Consider the following 19,258-nt stretch of genomic DNA (forward strand, 5'->3'; position numbering starts at 1 on the left):
CGGCGCGCTGAGCGGGCCGGGCGGCCGTGACGGTGGACATAGCGGTCCGGGGCGGCGGAGCTGGCTCGGACCGGTAAGGATGAGGAGGATAGGTGCGGCTTACGGCGGGGGAGAGCGTGGCGAGCAGGACAAGTCGGGACGTGCTGGTGCGGGGGCTGGCCGTCCTCGGGCGGGCGATCCGGGAGCAGCCGCGCATCTTCGCGGTCGCGGTGAGCGGCAGTGTGCTCTTCGGCGCCATGACGGTGGCCAGCGCCTACGTGGTGGGTGCCGTGGTCGGCGACGTGGTGGTGCCGGCGATCGAGCGTGGCGAGGTCGGGGTCGGCGGGCTGGCCCTGGCGGCCGTCGCGCTGTTCGGCATCAGCGTGCTGCGGGTGGCCGGCATCTTCGGCCGCCGGCTCGGCGCGGGTTACATGCAGTACCGCCTCCAGGCCGCCTACCGGCGCCGGGTCACCCGCCGCTACCTGGAGCTGCCGCTGTCCTGGCACCACCGCAACGTCACCGGCACGTTGCTGTCCAACGCCAACTCCGACGTCGAGGCCGCCTGGTACCCGATCGCCCCGCTGCCGTTCGCGGTCGGCACCCTGGTGATGCTGGTCGGCGCGGTGGCGTCGCTCTTCGCCACCGACTGGGCGCTGGCCCTGGTCGGCGTCGCGGTCTTCCCGGCGCTCTTCGCGCTCAACGTCGCCTACTCGCGCCGGATGGCCCCCCGCCAGGCCCGGGCCCAGCGGCTGCGCGCCGAGGTCAGCGGCATCGCGCACGAGAGCTTCGACGGTGCCCTGGTCGTCAAGACGATGGGCCGGGAGGCGCAGGAGACCGACAGGTTCGCCGCCCGCGCGGGAGAGCTGCGCGACTCGCTGGTGGCGGTCGGGCGGCTGCGCGGCGTCTTCGACCCGCTGCTGGAGGCCCTGCCGAGCCTCGGCACCCTCGCCGTGCTGGTGGTCGGCGCGATCCGGCTGCAACAGGGCGCGATCAGCGTCGCCGAGCTGATCAGCGTCGCCTTCCTCTTCACGGTGCTGGCGTTCCCCGTCCGGGCCATCGGCTGGGTGCTGGCCGAGCTGCCGCGCAGCGTCGCCGGCTGGGACCGGGTCCGCCGGGTGCTCGACGCGACCGGCGAGATGGCGTACGGCGACACGGCGCTCGACGTGACGGACCCCCGCCCGGCCACCCTCGCGTTCGCGGGCGTCCGGTTCGGCTACGAGCCCGCCGAGGCGCACCTGCCCGGCACGGAGGTGCTCGGCGACGTCTCCTTCACCGTGCCCGCCGGGAAGACCGTCGCCCTGGTCGGGCCGACCGGCTCCGGCAAGTCGACGATCGCCGCGCTGGCCGTGCGGCTGGTCGACCCGCTGGCCGGCACGGTGTGCGTGGACGGGGTGGACGTCCGCCGGCTCACCGCCGCCTCGCTGGCGGGCACCGCCGCGCTGGTCGCCCAGGTGCCGTTCGTCTTCGACGACACGGTGCGGGCCAACGTGACCCTGGACCGGCCGGGCATCGGCGACGACGACGTCTGGGCCGCGCTGCGGCTGGCCGAGGCGGACGGCTTCGTCGCGGCCCTGCCCGACGGTCTCGACACGAGGGTCGGCGAGCGGGGCACCTCGCTCTCCGGCGGCCAGCGGCAGCGGCTCACCCTGGCCCGCGCGCTCGCCGGCCGGCCGCGCCTGCTGGTCCTCGACGACGCGACCAGCGCCGTCGATCCCCGCGTGGAGGCGGCCATCCTGGCCGGGCTGCGCTCCTCGGCGGGGCAGGCCGGCGCGCCGGCGGCGTCGATCCTGGTGGTCGCCTACCGGCGGGCCACCATCGCGCTGGCCGACGAGGTGGTCTACCTGGAACAGGGCCGGGTGCTCGCCCGCGGCCCGCACACCGAGCTGCTGGCCACGGTGCCGGGCTACGCCGACCTGGTCACCGCCTACGAGCAGGCCGAGGTCGACCACGCGAAGGACGAGACGTACGACGAGGTCGCCCCGCTGACGTCGGGCCTGGAAATCGAGGTGGACCGGTGAGCGCGAGGAGTGCAGCGCAGCGGAGCCCCGCAGTCGCGAACGAAAGGCCGGCACTGGTGAGCGCGAGGAGTGCAGCGCAGCGGAGCCCCGCAGTCGCGAACGAAAGGCAAGCCCGGTGACCACTGCCACGGACACGCGGAAGGCCGAGGCCGAGGCCGTCGACGTTCCGGAGACGACCGAGACGACGTGGCAGACGCTGCGCCGCGGTCTGGCGCTCTCCCCGGAGCTGCGGGTCGGCCTGGCCGGCACGCTCGGCCTGGCCCTGGTCTACATGGTCGGCCGGGCGGCCGTCCCGGTGGCGGTGCAGCAGGGCATCGACAACGGCATCGTCGGCGGCCTGGACCTGGGCGTGGTCTGGACGGTGGTCGCCGCCACCGTCGCGGTGCTGGTGGTGACCACGATCTGCGGCTACCTGATGATGCGCCGGCTCTTCACGGTCAGCGAGACCGCGCTGGCCAACGTGCGGATCCGGGCGTTCCGGCACGTGCACGACCTGTCGATGCTGCACCAGCAGTCGGAGCGGCGCGGTTCGCTTGTCTCCCGGGTGACCAGCGACGTCGACCAGATCACCCAGTTCCTCCAGTGGGGCGGCGTGATCCTGGTGATCAACCTCGGTCAGCTGGCGGTCACCACGCTTGTCATGTTCGCGTACTCCTGGCAGCTGACCCTGGTGGTCTTCGCCGCCTTCCTGCCCGCGGTGTTCGTGATCCGGCGGCTCCAGCGCCGCCTCGCCGGGGCGTACGGGGTGGTCCGGCAGCGGACAGGCACGCTGCTCGGCGCGATCGGGGAGAGCGTGGTCGGCGCGCCGGTGATCCGGGCCTACGGGATCGCCGGCCGGACGGCCCGCCGGCTCGACGAGGCGATCGACGGCCAGCGTCGGGCCCAGCAGCGGGCGATCAGGATCAGCATCATGGGCAGCTCGGTCGGGGAGCTGGCGGCCGGCCTGGCGCTGGCCGGCGTGGTGGTGCTCGGGGTGACCCTCGGCGCCGACCGCACCCTGAGCATCGGCGAGGTGACCGCCTTCCTCTTCCTGGTCACGCTCTTCATCCAGCCGGTGCAGATCGCCACCGAGGTGCTCAACGAGGCGCAGAACGCCATCGCGGGCTGGCGCCGGGTGCTGGACGTGCTGGACGTCGAGCCGGACGTCGCCGACCCGGGCGAGCAGGGGCGCGAGCTGCCGTCCGGCCCGCTGGACATCCGCTTCGCGGGGGTGCGCTTCGCGTACCCGGGGGGTCCGCCCGTGCTGCACGACGTCAGCCTGGAGATCCCGGCGAAGAGCCGGGTGGCGGTGGTGGGGGAGACGGGCAGCGGCAAGACCACCTTCGCCAAGCTGCTCACCCGCCTGATGGACCCGACCGCCGGCCAGGTGCTGCTCTCCGGCGTGCCGCTGGAGCGGGTCCGGTTCGGCTCGCTGCGCTCGCGGGTGGTGATGGTGCCGCAGGACGGCTTCCTCTTCGACGCCACGGTGGCGGAGAACGTCCGCTTCGCCCGCCCGGAGCTGACGGACGCGCAGCTCTCGGCGGCCTTCACCGAGCTGGGGCTGGCGGACTGGCTGGACGGGCTTCCGTCGGGCCTGCACACGCCGGTGGGGGAGCGCGGCGAGGCGCTGAGCGTGGGGGAGCGCCAGCTGGTGGCGCTGGCCCGCGCGTACGTGGCCGACCCGGACCTGCTGGTGCTGGACGAGGCGACCAGCGCGGTCGACCCGGCCACGGAGGTGCGGCTGCAACGCACCCTGGACGCGGTGACCCGGGGGCGCACCACCCTCGCGATCGCGCACCGGCTCTCCACGGCGCAGGCCGCCGACGAGGTGATCGTGGTGGACAAGGGCCGGATCGTGCAGCGCGGTCCGCACGACGAGCTGGTCCGCGACCCGGAGTCGGTCTACGGCCTGCTCTACGCCTCCTGGCTGGAGCAGACCCGCTGAGCCATCCCGCTGAGCCGTCCCGCTGAGCAGACCCGGCGCGGGCGTCGGTCCCGTGCGGCGCGCGGCCCGGCGGTGTACCGGGCCGCGCGGTGGTCAGCGGGAGTAGAACTCCACCACCAGCTGCTCGTCGCAGATCACCGGCACCTCGTGCCGGGCGGGCTCGCGCAGCAACGTGGTCCGCAGCTCGGCCAGCTCCACCGACAGGTACGGCTGGCCGGGTCCCTCGGTGGCGTTGGCGCCCGCGGCGGCGAGCTGGAACGGCAGGGTCGTGCGGCTGCGTTCGCGGACGGCCACCACCTGTCCCGGACGCAGCCGGTACGACGGCCGGTCGACCTTGCGCCCGTCGACGGTGAAGTGGCCGTGCGCGACGAGCTGCCGGGCCTGGTAGATGCTGCGGGTCAGGCCGGCCCGGTGCACCACCGCGTCGAGCCGTCGCTCCAGGAGCGCGACCAGGCTCTCGCCGGTCTTGCCCGCGCTCCGGGCGGCCTCGTCGAAGGCGCGCCGTAGCTGGGTCTCGCTGACGTTGTACTGGTGGCGCAGGCGCTGCTTCTCCAGCAGTCGCACCTGGTAGTCCGAGGTCTTGCGGCGCTGCCGGCCGTGCACGCCGGGCGGGAAGGGGCGCCGCTCGAAGTACCGCACGCACTTGCGGGTGAGGGGGATGCCGAGGGCGCGGGAGAGGCGGGCCTTGGGCCTGGGTTGGTTCACGCTGGACGTCTCCGATCCGGTGCTCTAGTCTCCGAGTTAGGTAAGGCTAACCTACGAAGGAGTCGTTCATGCGGCCCAGCCCGGCGGAGATCGTCCGCACCCTCGTCGCGGGCCGGCTGCCCGGCATCGCCCACGTCGCGCACCGGCCCGGCCCGCACCAGGTCCGGCACGTGACCGATCCGGACGGTCGGGTGCTGCTGCTGGTGCCGGTCGTCAGCGACCTCGCCGCCGCGCTGCGCCCCGCCGACGGCGACTCCGAGGTCGCGCTGGTGCTGGACGTGCTGGACCTGCCGCCCGCCGCCGGCGCGCCGAGCCTCGGCCGGGCCTGGGTCTCCGGCTGGGCGGCCCGGCTGGACGGCGACGAGGAGCGCCGCGCCGCGCTGGACTTCGCGGCCGTGGAGCCGGCCGGTGACCTGCTCGATGTCGGCACCCGGTTCCGGCTGCACCGCTTCGAGGTGGTCGAGGCCCGCTGGGAACGCGGCGACACCGTCCGCCGCATCGACCCCGAGGCGTACGCCGAGGCGGAGCCCGACCCGCTGCACGCCGTCGAGGCCGAGCTGCTGGCCGACCTCGCCGACCACCACGCCGCCGAGGTGGCCGGGTACCTGCGCCGCCAGCTCGGCCTCGCCGACGGCGGCATCGACACCGCGCCCCGGGTGGTCCGGATCGACCGGTACGGCCTGCTGGTCGTCCACGGCCGACCCGGCGCCCGCCGGCGCGTCCGGCTGGCGTTCCCGCGTCCGCTGGACTGCCAGGCGGAGCTGACCCGGCTCCTGCATCCGCTGGTCTGCCGGCACGCCCCGTCCCGGCACGCCGACCACGCCTGACCGGGTGCCGCCGCCCCGGCGGTCCGGTCAGCCGGCGAAGACCTCGGCGAGATCGCCCGTCAGGTAGCGCTGCACGGTGGGGCCGACCGCCGCGACGAGGGTCTCCGGGGCGGCCGAGGCGACCGGTTCCAGCAGGACCACGTGCCGCATCATGACCAGCCCGATCAGCTGGCTGGCCACCAGCGAGCCGCGCAGCGGCAGCTCGGCCGGGTCGACGTCGAGCTGGTCGAGGATCCTGCGCAGCACCTGGGTGACCAGGAACTCCCGCAGCAGCCGGGCGGTCCACTCGTTGCTCACCGCCGAACGCAGCAGGGCCACGCCGGCGGTGCCGGCCGGGGAGTCCCAGACGCCGAGGAAGGTGCGCACCAGCCGCTCCCCGAGACCCGCGCGGTCGCCCGCGAGCACCCTCGGCAGCAGTTCGGCCGGGTCGACCGGCGCGTGCATCGCGGCCAGGAAGAGCCGGTCCTTGCTGCCGAAGTAGTGGTGCACCAGCGCCGGGTCCACCTGCGCGGCGGCGGCGACGGCCCGGATCGAGGCCCCGTCGAAGCCCCGCTCGGCGAAGGCGGCGCGGGCCGCGTCGAGGATGGCCTGCCGGGTGTCCGGGTTGCCGGGTCGTCGTCCGGTCCGCCGCGCCATCGTCGCCCTTCGCTCCACCTTCGTCCCGCCGCCGGCCGCGTCGCGGCCCGCCGGTCGGGTCGGCGGCTCAGCCGCTGCGCCGCCGGAGGGTGGCCGCGGCGAGCACCAGCGCCAGCGCCGCCGCGCCGGCGACCACCGCCACGTCCCGCCACATCGTGCCGGTCGGCTCCGCGTGGGCGCCGACCTCCTGGAGCGCCTCGACGGCGTACGACAGGGGCAGCACGTCGCTGACCGCCTGCAACCAGCCCGCCATCTCGCCCCGGGGCACGAAGAGCCCGCAGAGCAGCAACTGGGGCACGACCACGACCGGCATGAACTGTACGGCCTGGAACTCGGTGCGGGCGAAGGCGCTGCAGAACAGCCCGAGCGCGACGGCGAGCACGGCGTTCAGCGCGGCGACCAGCACCACCAGCCCGCTGTGTCCGGCGGTGTCCAGCCCGAAGACGCCGTACGCGACCACGGACGCGACGACCGCCTGGACCACCGCGGCCAGCCCGAACGCGATGCCGTAGCCGAAGAGCAGGTCGAGCTTGCCCAGCGGGGTGGTGAGCAGCCGCTCCAGCGTGCCCGTGGTGCGCTCGCGCAGCATCGCGATGCTGGTCACCAGGAACATGATCACGAAGGGGAAGAAGCCGAGCATCACCAGGGCGACCCGGTCGAAGGTCGACGGCTGCCCCGGCGGGGCGGGCTGGTCGACGTACATGGCGTGGACCAGGGCGAGCAGCACCGACGGGACCACCAGCAGCAGCGCCACGGTGCGCCGGTCGTGCCGCAGCTGGCGCAGGATGCGGCCGGTGGTGGCGGCCAGGATCCGGGGGTTCACGACGCCTCCCGTCCGGCGGCGCCCGCCCTGATCAACCGCAGGAACGCCTCGTCCAGGTCGTCGGTGCCGGCAGCGGCGCGGACCGCGTCGGGGGTGTCGTCGGCGATCAGCCGCCCCTCGCGGATCAGCAGCAGCCGGTCGCAGCGGGCCGCCTCGTCCATGACGTGGCTGGAGACCAGCAGGGTGGTGCCGGCGGCGGCCATGGCGTGGAACCGGGCCCACAGGTCGGCCCGCAGCACCGGGTCCTGGCCGACGGTCGGTTCGTCGAGGACGAGCAGTTCCGGCTCCCCGACCAGGGCGCAGGCCAGCGACGCCCGGCTGCGTTGCCCGCCGGAGAGGGTGCCGACCAGTTGGCCGGCGGCCGAGGCGAGCCCGACCTCGGCGACCGCCCGGTCGGCTTCGGCCCGCCCCCGGCCGTGCAGGGCGGCGAAATAGCGCGCGTTCTCGCGCACCGTCAGGTCGGCGTAGACGCTGGGCGCCTGGGTCAGGTAGCCGACGCGGCGGCGCAGCTCCGGCGACCCGGCGGGGCGCCCCAGCACGGTCACCGAGCCGGCGCCGACCACCTGCACGCCGACCACCGCCCGCAGCAGTGTGGTCTTGCCGCTGCCGCTCGGGCCGAGCAGCCCGGTGACCGAACCGCGCGGCACGTCCGCGCTGACGCCGTGCAGCACCCGCCGCCCGCCCCGCTCGACGACCAGGTCGCGTACGGCGATCGCCTCGTCCACCGGCGCCTCCCGGGAAACTCATCATCCGTTGAACTCGACGCTAACGGAGACGCCCGCCGGGCCGCAACGGTCGACCCCGGTCCACCCGCACGGACCCCCGGCGCGGCGGGGAGATCGGTCGGGCATTAGCCTTCGGACCCGGACAGCGGGTCCGCCAACGGGCATCAGGCGTACCATCGGGCATTGCGCCCTGATCGGACGTACGGCACGATGGCGCCGTGGGTCACGCTGCGTCACCGGACGAGAGGTTCCTCGGCGAATGGGCGGCCCGGTTGCGGGCCGGTGCCGAGCAGCCCGTGGTGGGCATCATGCTGCGCGGCAGCCACGCCCGGCGGGCCGCCACCGCACACAGCGACGTCGACGTCGACGTGCTGCTCGACGGCGCCCCGTACGCCGCCCGCCGGGCGTTCCTGGCCGAGCACGGGGGCCGGCTGACCCACGTCTCGGTGGCCGCCCGCGACGTGAACTCCTGGCTGACCCGCCTCGGCGAGCCCGCCGAATGGGCGTTCGGGCTGCCGGTGACGGCGCCGGTCCGGCTGCTCTGGGCGGACCCGCACTGGCGGCCCCGGATCGACCTGCCGGTGCTCTGCCACCCCGCCGGCGAGCCGCAGCTGGAGGAGCTGATCGCGACGCTCGGTAAGGTGGCCGGCGCGCGGGACGCCGACGACCACCTCGGCGTCCGGCTGGCCGCCGCCGATCTGGCCCGGCTCTGCCCGTCGGTGCTGCGGCTGGCCAACCCCACGGTGCGGGTGACGTCCCGGCGGGCGGCCTTCGCCGCCGCCCTCGACCTGCCGGTGGCGCCTCCGCACTACCGGGAGGACCTGCTGCTCTGCCTCGGCCTGCGGCCCGGCTCCGTCGGCCAGCTCTGCGCCGCCGCGGCCCGCCTCGTCACCGGCGTCCTGCCGCTGGTCCGCCCGTACGCCGCCGAGGTCGCCCGGGCCGCCGGCGGGGACCTGGCCGACGCCCTGACCGACGGCCGGCTGGACCGCTACGTCGACCAGCTGACCCGGCCCGCCCACCGGCCGCCGCGGCCCCGGCGGGAGCCGTCACCCGTGCCCGCCACGCGTGCGGGACAATGGGTCACTGTGCCCGTACCTGACGCGCCCGTGACCGGCGCCCACCCCAGTCCGCAGGAGCCCGCGGCCGACGGCGCGGTCCGTCCGTCCCGGCTCGACCCGGCCATCGCCGCCCGGCTGCGCCGCACCCCCGACGGCCTGGTGGCCGCCGTGGTCCGCCAGCACGACTCGGGTGAGGTGCTGATGGTCGCCTGGATGGACGACGAGGCGCTGCACCGCACCCTGACCACCGGCCGGGCCACCTACTGGTCGCGCAGCCGCCGGGAGTACTGGGTCAAGGGCGCCACCTCGGGGCACCACCAGTACGTCCGCGCGGTGGCGCTGGACTGCGACGGCGACGCGCTGCTGGTCGACGTCGACCAGGTCGGCGCGGCCTGCCACACGGGGCACCGCACCTGCTTCTTCACCGAGCTGCCGGTCGGCGGGGACGGGGCGGGTGCCCGGTGAGCGCGCAGCGGGTCACGCCCGGCGGCTCCCGCACCGACGGCGCGGTCAGCCCCGACCTCGCCACCTTCGCCGAGCTGGCCGCCCGCTGGCGGGTCGTGCCGGTCACCCGCCGGCTGCTCGCCGACGCGGAGACCCCCGTCGGCGTCTACCGCAAGCTCGCCGGCGGCCCGGGGACGTTCCTGCTGGAGTCGGCCGAGCAGGGCGTCGGCTCGGCCGGCCTGGCCTGGTCGCGCTACTCGTTCATCGGCGTACGCAGCAGCGCCACGCTGACCGAGCGGGACGGCGCGGCGGTGTGGACGGGCCACCCACCGGCCGGCCTGCCCACCTCCGGCGACCCGGTCCAGGTGCTGCGCGAGACCGTCGAGGCGCTCGCCGGCCCGGCGTTCGACGCGGCCAGCGGCATGCCCCCGCTGACCGGCGGCATGGTCGGCTACCTGGGCTACGAGCTGATCCGGCGCTTCGAGCGGCTGCCCGAGCTGACCGAGGACGACCTGGGCGTGCCCGAGCTGGGCATGATGCTCGCCACCGACCTGGTGGTCCTCGACCACTACGACGGCTCGGCGATCCTCGTCGCCAACGCGATCCTGCCGCCGCTGGCCGAGCCGGACCGGGACGCCCAGGTCACGGCGGCCTACCACCACGCGGTCGGGCGGCTCGACGCGATGACCACCGCGCTGTCGCGGCCGATCCCGCCGATGGTCTCGACCGTCGGGCGGCCCCCGGCGGGCGAGGTGCGCAGCCGTACGCCCGAGGGCGGCTACCCGAAGGCCGTCGAGGCGGCCAAGGAGGCGATCCGGGCCGGCGAGTGCTTCCAGATCGTGCTGGCCCAGCGGTTCGAGCGGGACACGCACGCCGACCCGCTGGACGTCTACCGCGTGCTGCGCACGACGAACCCCAGCCCGTACATGTACCTGCTGCGCTTCGACGGCTTCGACATCGTCGGCTCCTCGCCGGAGGCGCACCTGAAGGTGACCAGCGACGCCGAGGGGCGGCAGCGGGCGCTGCTGCACCCGATCGCCGGCACCCGGCCGCGCGGCGGCACCCCCGAGGCCGACGCCCGCCTCGCCGCGGAGCTGCTCGCCGACCCGAAGGAGCGCGCCGAGCACGTGATGCTGGTCGACCTGGGGCGCAACGACCTGGGCCGGGTCTGCCGCCCGGGCACGGTGGAGGTGCCGGAGTTCGCCACCATCGAGCGCTACAGCCACGTCATGCACATCGTCTCGACCGTGGTCGGCACGCTGCGCGAGGACCGTACGGCCTTCGACGCGCTGGCCGCGACCTTCCCCGCCGGCACCCTCTCCGGCGCGCCCAAGGTGCGGGCCATGGAGATCATCGAGGAGCTGGAACCGGTCCGGCGCGGCATCTACGGCGGCACCGTGGGCTACTTCGGCTTCGGCGGTGACCTGGACATGGCGATCGCGATCCGCACCGCGCTGATGCGCGACGGCAGGGCGTACGTGCAGGCCGGGGCGGGGGTGGTTGCCGACTCCGACCCGGCAGCCGAGGACCAGGAGACCCGGAACAAGGCCGCGGCCGTGCTCGCCGCCATCGCCGCCGCCGAGACCCTCCGGCCCGCCCGATGACGGCCGCCGAGCCGCGCGGCCAGGAGCCGGGGACGACTCCGGCCGCCGACGCGGGCGGGGGCGCGCGGTCCGGCACGCAGCGGCGCGAGCTGACGTACGCCGTGCTGCTCTGCGTGGCCGGCGCGGGCCTGGCGCTGTGGGCGTCGACCCGCACCTGGGCGGTCGAGTTGACCGCCCGGCCCACCCCGCTGCCGCCGGTACGCGACGCCCGCACGGGCGCCGGCCTGCTGCCCTGGCTGCCGGCGCTGGCCCTGGTCGGGCTGGCCGGCGGCGGGGCCGTGCTCGCCACCCGGGGACGGGCGCGGCGGCTGCTGGGCGGGCTGCTGTGCGTGCTCGGCGCGGCCGTGGCGGCCGGCGGCGGCTACGGCCTGGTCGCGGCGTTCGAGGGCGAGGTCGCCCGGCAGTGGCCGGCGCTCTGCCTGCTCGGCGGGGTGCTCGCCACGGCGGGCGGGCTGCTGACGGCGCTGCGGGGGCGGCACTGGCCGGCGATGGGCGCCCGCTACGAGCGGCGGCCCGCGGGCGACGCCGCGCCCGCCGCCCGCGGCGAGGGCGACCGGGTCACCGGCCGGCACACCACCGAGGCGTGGGACGCGCTGGACCGGGGCGAGGACCCGACGGTCAGCTGACCGGCTGGTGCTCGCGGGCGGCGGCCCGGGCCGCCGCCAGCTCCGCCACCAGGCGGTCCAGCTCGGCCCGCTGCTCGGCCCGGGCCCGGTCGGCGCAGACCGCCTCCCAGGCGTTGCCCCGCGCGGTCCGCATGCGGGCCTCGCCCACCACGGCGCGCTCGAGGGTGTGGACCACGCCGACGGCGAGCGATGCGACCGTGCGCGAGACGGTCGTCAGTCCGATGGGCTGGTGCGGCTCGACAGTGCTCATGATCACCCCGCGAGGATCGTTGGTGACGGTGGGGCAGGCGCGTCATCGAGTCTGCCCGAGGACGATGCTGGCTGGTTCACGTTTCGCCGTGGTGACCGACACGTCAACACTGCTCGCAGGGCCGCCACCAGGCAAAGGGCCGTTCGGCCTTGAGGTAGGTCACACCATCGACCGGCGTCCGCGGCGGTCGCCGGGCCGGGCGGCCGGCCGCACCCTCAGATAGGATCACGTCGATGACCGGGGGGTGGGGGCGGGAATGGTCGGGTGTCTTTCGTCGCTGGGTGCGGTCGCCCTGCGTGACATCCCGTTCACCGGAGGTCGGCCATTATGCCCCAGCCCATCTCGTGAGGCACGCCATACCCCCGGCGGCCGTCGCCAGGTGGCGCCCCCTAGCATCGGCCCATGACACCCGGAGAGGGGAGTCCGTTGGTGACTGCTGAGCATGCGCACGCGGAGGGGGACGACGCCGGTACGGCAGCGTCCGTAGGCGTGCTCGACGAGATCCTGGCCGGCGTGCGCGAGGACGTCGCCCGGCGCCAGGAGCAGGTTCCGCTGGAGCGGATCCGCGAACTGGCCGCCGCCGCGCCGCCGCCGCTCGACGCGTACGCGGCCCTGCGCAAGCCGGGCGTCGCGGTGATCGCCGAGGTGAAGCGCTCGTCGCCGTCCAAGGGGCGGCTGGCCGAGATCGCCGACCCGGCCGACCTGGCCGGCGACTACGCCGCCGGCGGGGCGCGGGCGATCAGCGTGCTCACCGAGGGGCGCTGGTTCGGCGGCTCGCTCGACGACCTGGCCGCCGTCCGCGCCGCCGTCCGCATCCCGGTGCTGCGCAAGGACTTCGTCGTCTCCAGCTACCAGGTGCACGAGGCCCGCGCGCACGGTGCCGACCTGGTGCTGCTGATCGTCGCCGCGCTGGAGCAGAACGCCCTCGTCGGCCTGCTGGAGCGGATCGAGTCGCTGGGCATGACCGCGCTGGTCGAGGTCCACGACGAGGAGGAGGCCGACCGCGCCCTGGAGGCCGGCGCCCAGGTCATCGGGGTCAACGCCCGCAACCTGCGTACCCTTGAGGTCGACCGCTCGGTGTTCGAGCGGATCGCGCCCGGCCTGCCCAGCAGCGTCGTCAAGATCGCCGAGTCGGGGGTGCGCGGCCCGCACGACCTCATCCGGTACGCCTCGGCCGGCGCCGACGCGGTCCTGGTCGGCGAGGGTCTGGTCACCCAGAAGAGCCCCCGCGAGGCGGTGGCCGAGCTGGTCAACGCCGGCAACCACCCGGCCACGCCCCGCCCGGTGCGCTGACCCCGCGCCGGTTCGTCAGCACCGAGAGGACGATCCCATGAGCGAGCGAATCTTCAGGCTCAGTGCGGAGTTGCCTCATGGCGGCACGGAGCGAAGCGGAGTGCCGGCATGAGCGAGCGGAGCGAGCGAGTCATCAGGCTCAGTGCGGAGTTGCCTCATGGCGGCACGGAGCGAAGCGGAGTGCCGGCATGAGCGCCGACGTGACGGCCGCCGCGGCCGGTCCGCTGCCTGACTCCGCCGGTCACTTCGGCCGGTTCGGCGGCCGGTTCGTACCGGAGGCACTGGTCGCGGCGCTCGACGAGCTGGACGCGGCGCACCGCGCGGCGATGGCCGACGAGTCGTTCCGGGCCGAGTTCGGCGCCCTGCTGCGCGACTACGCCGGCACCCCCTCGCTGCTCTACGCGGCGGAGCGGTTCTCCGCCAAGCTGGGCGCGCGGGTGCTGCTCAAGCGGGAGGACCTCAACCACACGGGGGCGCACAAGGTGCGCAACGTGCTCGGCCAGGCCCTGCTGACCAGGCGGATGGGCAAGCGCCGGGTGATCGCGGAGACCGGGGCCGGCCAGCACGGCGTCGCCACCGCCACCGCCGCCGCCCTGTTCGATCTCGACTGCGTGGTCTACATGGGCGAGGTCGACACCGAGCGGCAGGCGCTCAACGTGGCCCGGATGCGGATGCTCGGTGCCACCGTCGTCCCCGTCACCAACGGCTCGCGCACCCTCAAGGACGCGATGAACGAGGCGATGCGCGACTGGGTCGCCAACGTCGACGACACCCACTACCTGATCGGCACCGCCGCCGGGCCGCACCCCTTCCCGGCGATGGTCCGCGACTTCGTCCGGGGCATCGGCGACGAGGCGCGCCAGCAGTGCCTGGACCTGACTGGCGCGCTGCCGGACGCCGTCACCGCCTGCGTCGGCGGCGGCTCCAACGCGCTGGGCATCTTCCACGCCTTCGTCGGCGACCCCGACGTGCGGCTCTACGGCTTCGAGGCCGGCGGCGACGGGGTGGAGACCGGCCGGCACGCGGCCAGCATCACCGGCGGGTCCGCCGGGGTGCTGCACGGCACCCGGACGTACGTGCTCCAGGACGCCGACGGGCAGACGTGCGAGTCACACTCGATCTCCGCCGGGCTGGACTACCCGGGCGTCGGGCCGGAGCACGCCTGGCTGCACGACAGCGGCCGGGCGACGTACCTGCCGGTCACCGACGAGGAGGCGATGGCGGCGTTCGAGCTGCTCTGCCGCACCGAGGGCATCATCCCGGCGATCGAGAGCGCGCACGCGCTCGCCGGCACCCTCAAGATCGCGCCGAAGCTCACCGCCGAGCTGGGTCGGGAGCCGACGATCGTGGTCAACCTCTCCGGCCGGGGCGACAAGGACGTGCACACCGCCGGCGACTACTTCGGCATCCTCGACAAGGAGCAGTGAGAACGTGAGCCGGATCGGGGTGGCCTTCGACAAGGCCCGCGCCGACGGGCGGGCCGTGCTGGTCGGCTGCATGCCGGCCGGCTTCCCGACCGTCGAGGGCAGCATCGCCGCGATGACCGCGATGGTCGAGGCCGGCGTCGACGTCATCGAGGTGGAGATCCCATACTCGGATCCGGTGATGGACGGCCCGGTGATCCAGAAGGCCAGCGACATCGCCCTCGCCGGCGGCGTACGCACCCGCGACACGCTGCGCGTCATCGAGGCCGTCGCGGCCACCGGGGCGCCCGTGGTCACCATGACCTACTGGAACCCGGTCGAGCGCTACGGCGTCGACGCCTTCGCCCGGGACCTCGCCTCGGCCGGGGGCACCGGGCTGGTCACCCCGGACCTGATCCCGGAGGAGGCCGGCGAGTGGCTCGCCGCCTCGGACGCGTACGGGCTGGACCGCACCTTCCTGGTCTCGCCGTCCTCGACCGACGCGCGGCTGGCGATGACCGTCGAGCACTGCCGGGGCTTCGTCTACGCCACCGCGATCATGGGCGTCACCGGCGCCCGGGCGAAGACCTCCGACGCGGCCCCGATCCTGGTCTCCCGCACGCGGGAGGTCACCGACCTGCCGATCGGCGTCGGGCTGGGCGTCGGCACGGGCGCGCAGGCCGGCACGGTCGCCGGCTACGCCGACGGCGTCATCGTCGGCAGCGCGCTGATCCGGTGCCTGCTCGACGCGCCCGACGAGAAGTCCGGGCTGGCCGCCCTGCGCGCGCTGAGCGCGGAACTCGCCGAGGGCGTCCGCAACCCGACCCGCTGACCCGACCGCCCCCAGCCGCCCTCCCGCCCGCTCGCCCCGGGTCAGCCGTGCGTGCCCGGCCTCCTGTCCCGCCCGGGTCGGTGGCGCGGTGCCCGGCTTCCCGTGCCGCCCGGGTCAGGGGTGCGGTGCCTGGCCTCCTGTCCCGCCCGGGTCAGGGGTGCGGTGCCCGGTCGGCCGGCGGGGTGCTCCGCTGCCCCGGTGGGTGGCCCGCCGTCGGCGCCGGGGCGCCCGGGGCGGTGTCACGCAGCACGCCGGAGCGGCCCGCCAGGGCGTCGGTGAGCGCCGCCCGGGTGGTCGGGGTGAGCGCCTCGGGCAGCGCCGAGGGGTGGTGCCAGGACGGCCGGCAGCCGCCCACCGGGTCGCCGGCCGGCCCAGACCCCCGCGTACGCGCCCGGAAGACGTGCACCAGGACGTCGGGCAGCGGCCCGGCACGCCCGGCCGCCGGGGCCGGACCGGCGAGCACCGCCCCGTACCGCCCGGCGAGGTGATAGAGGCCGACGAGGTCGACGACCTCGACCTCCCACCCGGTCTCGGCCCGGATGTCGCGCGTGACCGCGTGCACGGGGCTCTCGGCCGGGCGCAGCCGCCCACCGGGCAGGCCGTGGCGCTCACCCCGGCCCTGCCGGCACAGCAGCACCCGGCCGGCGTCGTCGGTGACGACCGCGGCGACCGCCCAGGTGAGCGCGCTCATGGACAAAGAGCCTACGGCGGCGCAAACCAGAAGTCACCGGGACCGGCGGACGGTGGACCGGGGTGCCACCGGAGGGGGCCACGGCGGTAGCGTGTGCATCCGTGACTCTCGCCTCGCTGACTCCCCAGGCGGCCCTGCCGAGCCCCAGCACCGCCGTCTGGCAGCTCGGACCGGTGCCGATCCGGGCGTACGCGCTGTGCATCATCGTCGGCATCGTGGTGGCCTGCTGGGTCACCGAGCGGCGGTTGCGCCAGCGCGGCGTCGCCCCCGGTGCGGTCCTCGACATCGCGGTCTGGGCGGTGCCGGCCGGCATCGTCGGCGCCCGCATCTACCACGTGATCACCTCTCCGGAGAAGTACTTCGGCACCGGCGGCGACCCGATGAAGGCGTTCGCCATCTGGGAGGGCGGTCTCGGCATCTGGGGCGCGGTGGCCGGCGGGGCCGTCGGCGCGTGGTTCGCGGCCCGGCAGCTCGGCATCCCGTTCGGGGTGGTCGCCGACGCGCTGGCCCCCGGCCTGCCGCTGGCGCAGGCGATCGGCCGGCTCGGCAACTGGTTCAACAACGAGCTCTACGGCGGCCGGACCACCCTGCCCTGGGGTCTGGAGATCCACCGGATGGACCCGGACAACCCGGGCCACGCGCTGCGCGACGACGCCGGCAAGCCGATCCTCGAACCGGGCCTCTACCACCCGACGTTCGCCTACGAGCTGCTGTGGAACGTCGGCGTGGCCGCGCTCGTCCTCGTCCTCGACCGCAAGCTGCGCCTCGGCCGGGGACGGGCGTTCGCGCTCTACGTCATGGGCTACACGGCCGGGCGGTTCTGGATCGAGCTGATGCGCACCGACGAGGCGAACACCATCCTCGGCGTACGCCTGAACGTGTGGACCGCCGGCCTGGTCTTCCTCGGCGCCCTGGTCTACTTCGTGCGGGTGCGCGGCCCCCGGGAGTACGTCGTTCCCATCGGCGCCGCCGCGACCGCGGAGCCGGCCGTCGGCTCCGACGTCTCGCAGGTCGACCTGTCCGCGCAGGAGGCCGGCGCCCGGCCGGCGGCCCCGCAGGGCTACCGCGTGGTGAGCGAGGAACAGTACCGGCACTGGCAGGAGACCGGCGAGACGCCGGCCGAGCCGGACGGGGCGGCCACACCCGGCTCGGTGGACGCGCCGTCGGACGGGACGGCCGGTGCGGAGGACACCCCGGGATCCGCCGGTGACGGTGCCGCGCCCGCCGGGGAGATCCCGCAGGACCGGGCCGGGGCCACGGGCACCCGGCCCACCGAGCGCGACAGCTGAGGAGGAGCACCCGATGCGTAGCGCGGTCGTGGTCGGCGCCGGCATCGGCGGCCTCGCGGTCGCCGGCGCGCTGGCCCGCTCCGGCTGGCGGGTCACCCTGCTGGAGCGTGCCGACCGCGTCCGCCCCGAGCCGACCGCCGTGGCGCTCTGGCCCAACGGCGTACGCGCGCTGCGCGCCCTGGGACTCGGCGCCGGCCTGGAGGCGATCGCCACGGGGCTGCCCGACGGCGGGGTGCGCCGCCCGGACGGGCACTGGCTGGTGCAGCCCCGCCCCACGCCGGCCGACCGGATGCCGGTGGTGGTGCACCGGGAGGACCTGCACGACGCGCTCATCGCCGGCCTGGGCGACGAGGTCGAGCTGCGCACCGGGGTGACCGTGCGGACGGTCCGTGCCGTTTCCGGGGAGCGCCCCTCGGTCGGCGACGGCCGGCACACCATCGAGGCCGACCTGGTCGTCGCCGCCGACGGCACCGACAGCGCGCTGCGCCGGCAACTCGCCCCCGAGTCCGGCGTGGTCAGCTCCGGCTGCGCCGCCTGGCGGGCGGTGATCCCCTGGTACCGGGCCCCGAAGCTGCCCGCCGACCGGCCCGTCGGCGGCGAGGTGCTCGGTGCCGGCTACCGCTTCGTGTCGGCCTCGCTCGGCGAGCGCGGCTCCTCCGGCGGCTCCAGCCGGGGCGGCATCTACTGGGTCGCCACCGCAGTCGGCGCGCCCCGCCCGGAGCCGCCGGAGACCCAGCTCGCCCTGCTCCGCCGCTGGTACGCGGGCTGGCCCGCGCCGATCGCCGACCTGCTCGACGCCACCGACCCGGCGGACCTGGTGCAGCAGGAGATCCGCGAGCTGCGGCCGCTGCCGAGGTCGTACGGCTTCCCGACCGGCCCGGGCGGGGTGGTGCTGCTCGGCGACGCCGCCCACGCCATGCCGCCGCACCTCGGCCAGGGCGCCTGCCTCGCCTTCGAGGACGCCGCCACCCTCGCCTCGCTGCTGCGCGAGTCCCGCCTGCCCGACGCGGTGGTCGCGTACGACCGGGTGCGCCGGCCCCGGGCGGCGACGGTGGTCCGGCAGACCCGCCGGATGTCGGCGGTGCTGAAGGCCCGGGGCCCGCTGGCGCTGCGCGCCCGCGACGTAGCCCTGGGCGCCCTGAGCCCTCGCCTCCTCTCCACGGCCGCCACCACGGCCGCCCAGTGGCGCCCCCCGACCTGACCCGCCGGGCCGATGTGCTGCCCGAGGGCTTGGTCAGGGGGTGACCGGGGTGGGTTCGGCGATGCAGGCGGTGCCGATGCGACGGAAGCCGACGCGCAGGTAGACCCGGGCGATGTCCTCGCTGCCCGCCGAGAGGAAGACCAGGTCGGTGCCGGCGGCCAGCAGCTCGCGGGCGAGCGTGGCGGTGACCGCCGCGCCCAGGCCACGGCGGCGGGCGGCCGGCAGGGTGGCCACGCCGGCGATCTCGGCGACGTCGCCGACGCGCATCGCCATCCCGCTGGCCAGCGCGCCCTCGGCGGGCGTCTCCGCCAGCACGGACAGGCGCCGGCCGTCCGCGACGCGGGTCCGCTCCTCGTCGAGCGCCGCCTCGTCCAGCTCGGCCATCGCGGCGTCGCGCTGCACGGTGCCGGCCTCGCCGGGTTCGGTGCCGGCCGCGGAGAACCCGACGGCGGCGACCGCCCGCCGCGCCGCCACGTCCGCCGCGAAGTCGGGCGCCGCCGCGTCGAGCATCCGCAGCGGTACGTCCGTGAGGGTGCCCGGGTCGGGCAGGGCGGCCGGGTCGAGCACCATCAGCGGCGCCTCCAGCACCGCCAGCCCCGCCGAGCGGGCCACGGCCAGCAGGTCGGGGGTGGTCTCGTGCACCCATTCGAGGGCCTCGGGCAGGCCGAGTTCGCGCTGCCGCTCGCGTACGGCCGTGATGTCGGCCAGCGACGGCGCACCGGTGGCGTCGAGCCGGGGCCGGGCGTAGAACGGCCAGCCGGCGCCTTCCCTGACGAACAGTACGAGCGGGCCGTACTCCTCCGTACGCGCCGCGTCCCGGGGCACCGCGTCGTAGAAGTGCTCCAACCGGCCGAACAGGTCCCTGTCAAGAAAATCCACCGCGCGAGACTACACGTCCCAGAGTCTGGAAGGTGTGATCAATCTGCACTG

Annotated in this window: 18 protein-coding genes and 1 pseudogene; 12 read left to right on the forward strand and 7 right to left on the reverse strand. The window is 75.5% G+C overall.

The window, feature by feature from the left end:
• Positions 1 to 116: 116 nt before the first annotated feature.
• Together ABZ573_RS08145 and ABZ573_RS08150 are read left to right on the forward strand one after the other, a co-directional pair.
• Entirely contained in the window at positions 117 to 1,997 is a 1,881-nt protein-coding gene (locus tag ABZ573_RS08145; protein WP_358116782.1) for an ABC transporter ATP-binding protein, read from the forward strand.
• A gap of 196 nt (positions 1,998 to 2,193) precedes the next feature.
• On the forward strand, positions 2,194 to 3,921 hold the full coding sequence (locus ABZ573_RS08150) for an ABC transporter ATP-binding protein (protein WP_151454289.1): 1,728 nt from the start codon (positions 2,194 to 2,196) through the stop codon (positions 3,919 to 3,921).
• Between the two features lie 93 nt (positions 3,922 to 4,014).
• On the opposite strand, the gene rpsD is transcribed toward ABZ573_RS08150, so the two are convergent.
• Positions 4,015 to 4,626, reverse strand: coding sequence for a 30S ribosomal protein S4 (gene rpsD, locus ABZ573_RS08155; RefSeq protein WP_151454269.1), 612 nt, complete (start codon positions 4,624 to 4,626; stop codon positions 4,015 to 4,017).
• Between the two features lie 68 nt (positions 4,627 to 4,694).
• Here rpsD and ABZ573_RS08160 point away from each other — a divergent pair, with 68 nt between their 5' ends.
• Positions 4,695 to 5,453, forward strand: coding sequence for a DUF2470 domain-containing protein (locus ABZ573_RS08160; RefSeq protein WP_151454268.1), 759 nt, complete (start codon positions 4,695 to 4,697; stop codon positions 5,451 to 5,453).
• 27 nt (positions 5,454 to 5,480) lie between these two features.
• Here the strand turns inward: ABZ573_RS08160 and ABZ573_RS08165 are convergent, their stop codons facing one another.
• From ABZ573_RS08165 to ABZ573_RS08175, 3 genes are all read right to left on the reverse strand, one after another.
• Positions 5,481 to 6,089, reverse strand: coding sequence for a TetR family transcriptional regulator (locus ABZ573_RS08165; RefSeq protein WP_358116662.1), 609 nt, complete (start codon positions 6,087 to 6,089; stop codon positions 5,481 to 5,483).
• A gap of 67 nt (positions 6,090 to 6,156) precedes the next feature.
• The gene (locus ABZ573_RS08170; protein WP_358116665.1) at positions 6,157 to 6,912 is read right to left on the reverse strand and encodes an ABC transporter permease; all 756 of its coding nucleotides are present in this window, start codon (positions 6,910 to 6,912) and stop codon (positions 6,157 to 6,159) included.
• Complete coding sequence (locus ABZ573_RS08175; protein ID WP_151454265.1) at positions 6,909 to 7,637, reverse strand: ABC transporter ATP-binding protein; 729 nt, start codon at positions 7,635 to 7,637, stop codon at positions 6,909 to 6,911. The genes ABZ573_RS08170 and ABZ573_RS08175 overlap by 4 nt, the downstream gene beginning before the upstream one ends.
• Positions 7,638 to 7,945: 308 nt before the next feature.
• Between ABZ573_RS08175 and ABZ573_RS08180 the strand changes: the two are divergent.
• The 4 genes and pseudogenes from ABZ573_RS08180 to ABZ573_RS08195 form a co-directional block, all read left to right on the forward strand.
• Positions 7,946 to 8,542 (forward strand): annotated as a pseudogene (locus ABZ573_RS08180) (phosphoribosyl-AMP cyclohydrolase); the annotation flags it as partial.
• Between the two features lie 180 nt (positions 8,543 to 8,722).
• A complete protein-coding gene (gene hisI, locus ABZ573_RS08185; RefSeq protein ID WP_311411668.1) occupies positions 8,723 to 9,160 on the forward strand; it encodes a phosphoribosyl-AMP cyclohydrolase in 438 nt (145 codons plus the stop codon).
• Positions 9,157 to 10,743 (forward strand): anthranilate synthase component I, encoded by a 1,587-nt coding sequence (locus ABZ573_RS08190; protein ID WP_358116669.1) that lies wholly within the window; start codon positions 9,157 to 9,159, stop codon positions 10,741 to 10,743. Before hisI ends, ABZ573_RS08190 begins: the two co-directional genes overlap by 4 nt.
• Positions 10,740 to 11,369, forward strand: coding sequence for a Trp biosynthesis-associated membrane protein (locus tag ABZ573_RS08195; protein WP_358116671.1), 630 nt, complete (start codon positions 10,740 to 10,742; stop codon positions 11,367 to 11,369). The genes ABZ573_RS08190 and ABZ573_RS08195 overlap by 4 nt, the downstream gene beginning before the upstream one ends.
• On the opposite strand, the gene ABZ573_RS08200 is transcribed toward ABZ573_RS08195, so the two are convergent.
• Positions 11,362 to 11,619 (reverse strand): hypothetical protein, encoded by a 258-nt coding sequence (locus tag ABZ573_RS08200; protein WP_151454286.1) that lies wholly within the window; start codon positions 11,617 to 11,619, stop codon positions 11,362 to 11,364. The two genes, ABZ573_RS08195 and ABZ573_RS08200, sit on opposite strands and share 8 nt — an antisense overlap.
• A 489-nt stretch (positions 11,620 to 12,108) precedes the next feature.
• Between ABZ573_RS08200 and trpC the strand changes: the two genes are divergently transcribed.
• From trpC to trpA, 3 genes are all read left to right on the forward strand, one after another.
• A complete protein-coding gene (trpC, locus tag ABZ573_RS08205) occupies positions 12,109 to 12,912 on the forward strand; it encodes an indole-3-glycerol phosphate synthase TrpC (protein WP_192581374.1) in 804 nt (267 codons plus the stop codon).
• 188 nt (positions 12,913 to 13,100) lie between these two features.
• Complete coding sequence (trpB, locus tag ABZ573_RS08210; protein ID WP_151454262.1) at positions 13,101 to 14,339, forward strand: tryptophan synthase subunit beta; 1,239 nt, start codon at positions 13,101 to 13,103, stop codon at positions 14,337 to 14,339.
• A gap of 4 nt (positions 14,340 to 14,343) precedes the next feature.
• Positions 14,344 to 15,147: a tryptophan synthase subunit alpha gene (gene trpA / locus ABZ573_RS08215; protein ID WP_327029102.1), complete on the forward strand. Its 804-nt coding sequence runs from the start codon at positions 14,344 to 14,346 to the stop codon at positions 15,145 to 15,147.
• Between the two features lie 151 nt (positions 15,148 to 15,298).
• Here trpA and ABZ573_RS08220 read toward each other — a convergent pair whose 3' ends face one another.
• Complete coding sequence (locus tag ABZ573_RS08220) at positions 15,299 to 15,838, reverse strand: NUDIX hydrolase (RefSeq protein ID WP_327029101.1); 540 nt, start codon at positions 15,836 to 15,838, stop codon at positions 15,299 to 15,301.
• A 101-nt stretch (positions 15,839 to 15,939) separates the two neighbouring features.
• Here ABZ573_RS08220 and lgt point away from each other — a divergent pair, with 101 nt between their 5' ends.
• Both lgt and ABZ573_RS08230 read left to right on the forward strand, forming a co-directional pair.
• Complete coding sequence (gene lgt / locus ABZ573_RS08225; RefSeq protein WP_358116676.1) at positions 15,940 to 17,127, forward strand: prolipoprotein diacylglyceryl transferase; 1,188 nt, start codon at positions 15,940 to 15,942, stop codon at positions 17,125 to 17,127.
• Positions 17,128 to 17,140: 13 nt separating this feature from the next.
• Positions 17,141 to 18,328 carry an NAD(P)/FAD-dependent oxidoreductase gene (locus tag ABZ573_RS08230; RefSeq protein WP_151456314.1) on the forward strand — a complete coding sequence of 396 codons (1,188 nt, stop codon included), beginning with the start codon at positions 17,141 to 17,143 and terminating at the stop codon, positions 18,326 to 18,328.
• A gap of 33 nt (positions 18,329 to 18,361) precedes the next feature.
• Here the strand turns inward: ABZ573_RS08230 and ABZ573_RS08235 are convergent, their stop codons facing one another.
• A complete protein-coding gene (locus ABZ573_RS08235; protein WP_358116679.1) occupies positions 18,362 to 19,207 on the reverse strand; it encodes a GNAT family N-acetyltransferase in 846 nt (281 codons plus the stop codon).
• Positions 19,208 to 19,258 lie beyond the last annotated feature (51 nt).

The organism is Micromonospora sp. NPDC007220 (assembly GCF_040634035.1).
GTDB classification, from domain to species: domain Bacteria; phylum Actinomycetota; class Actinomycetes; order Mycobacteriales; family Micromonosporaceae; genus Micromonospora; species Micromonospora reichwaldensis.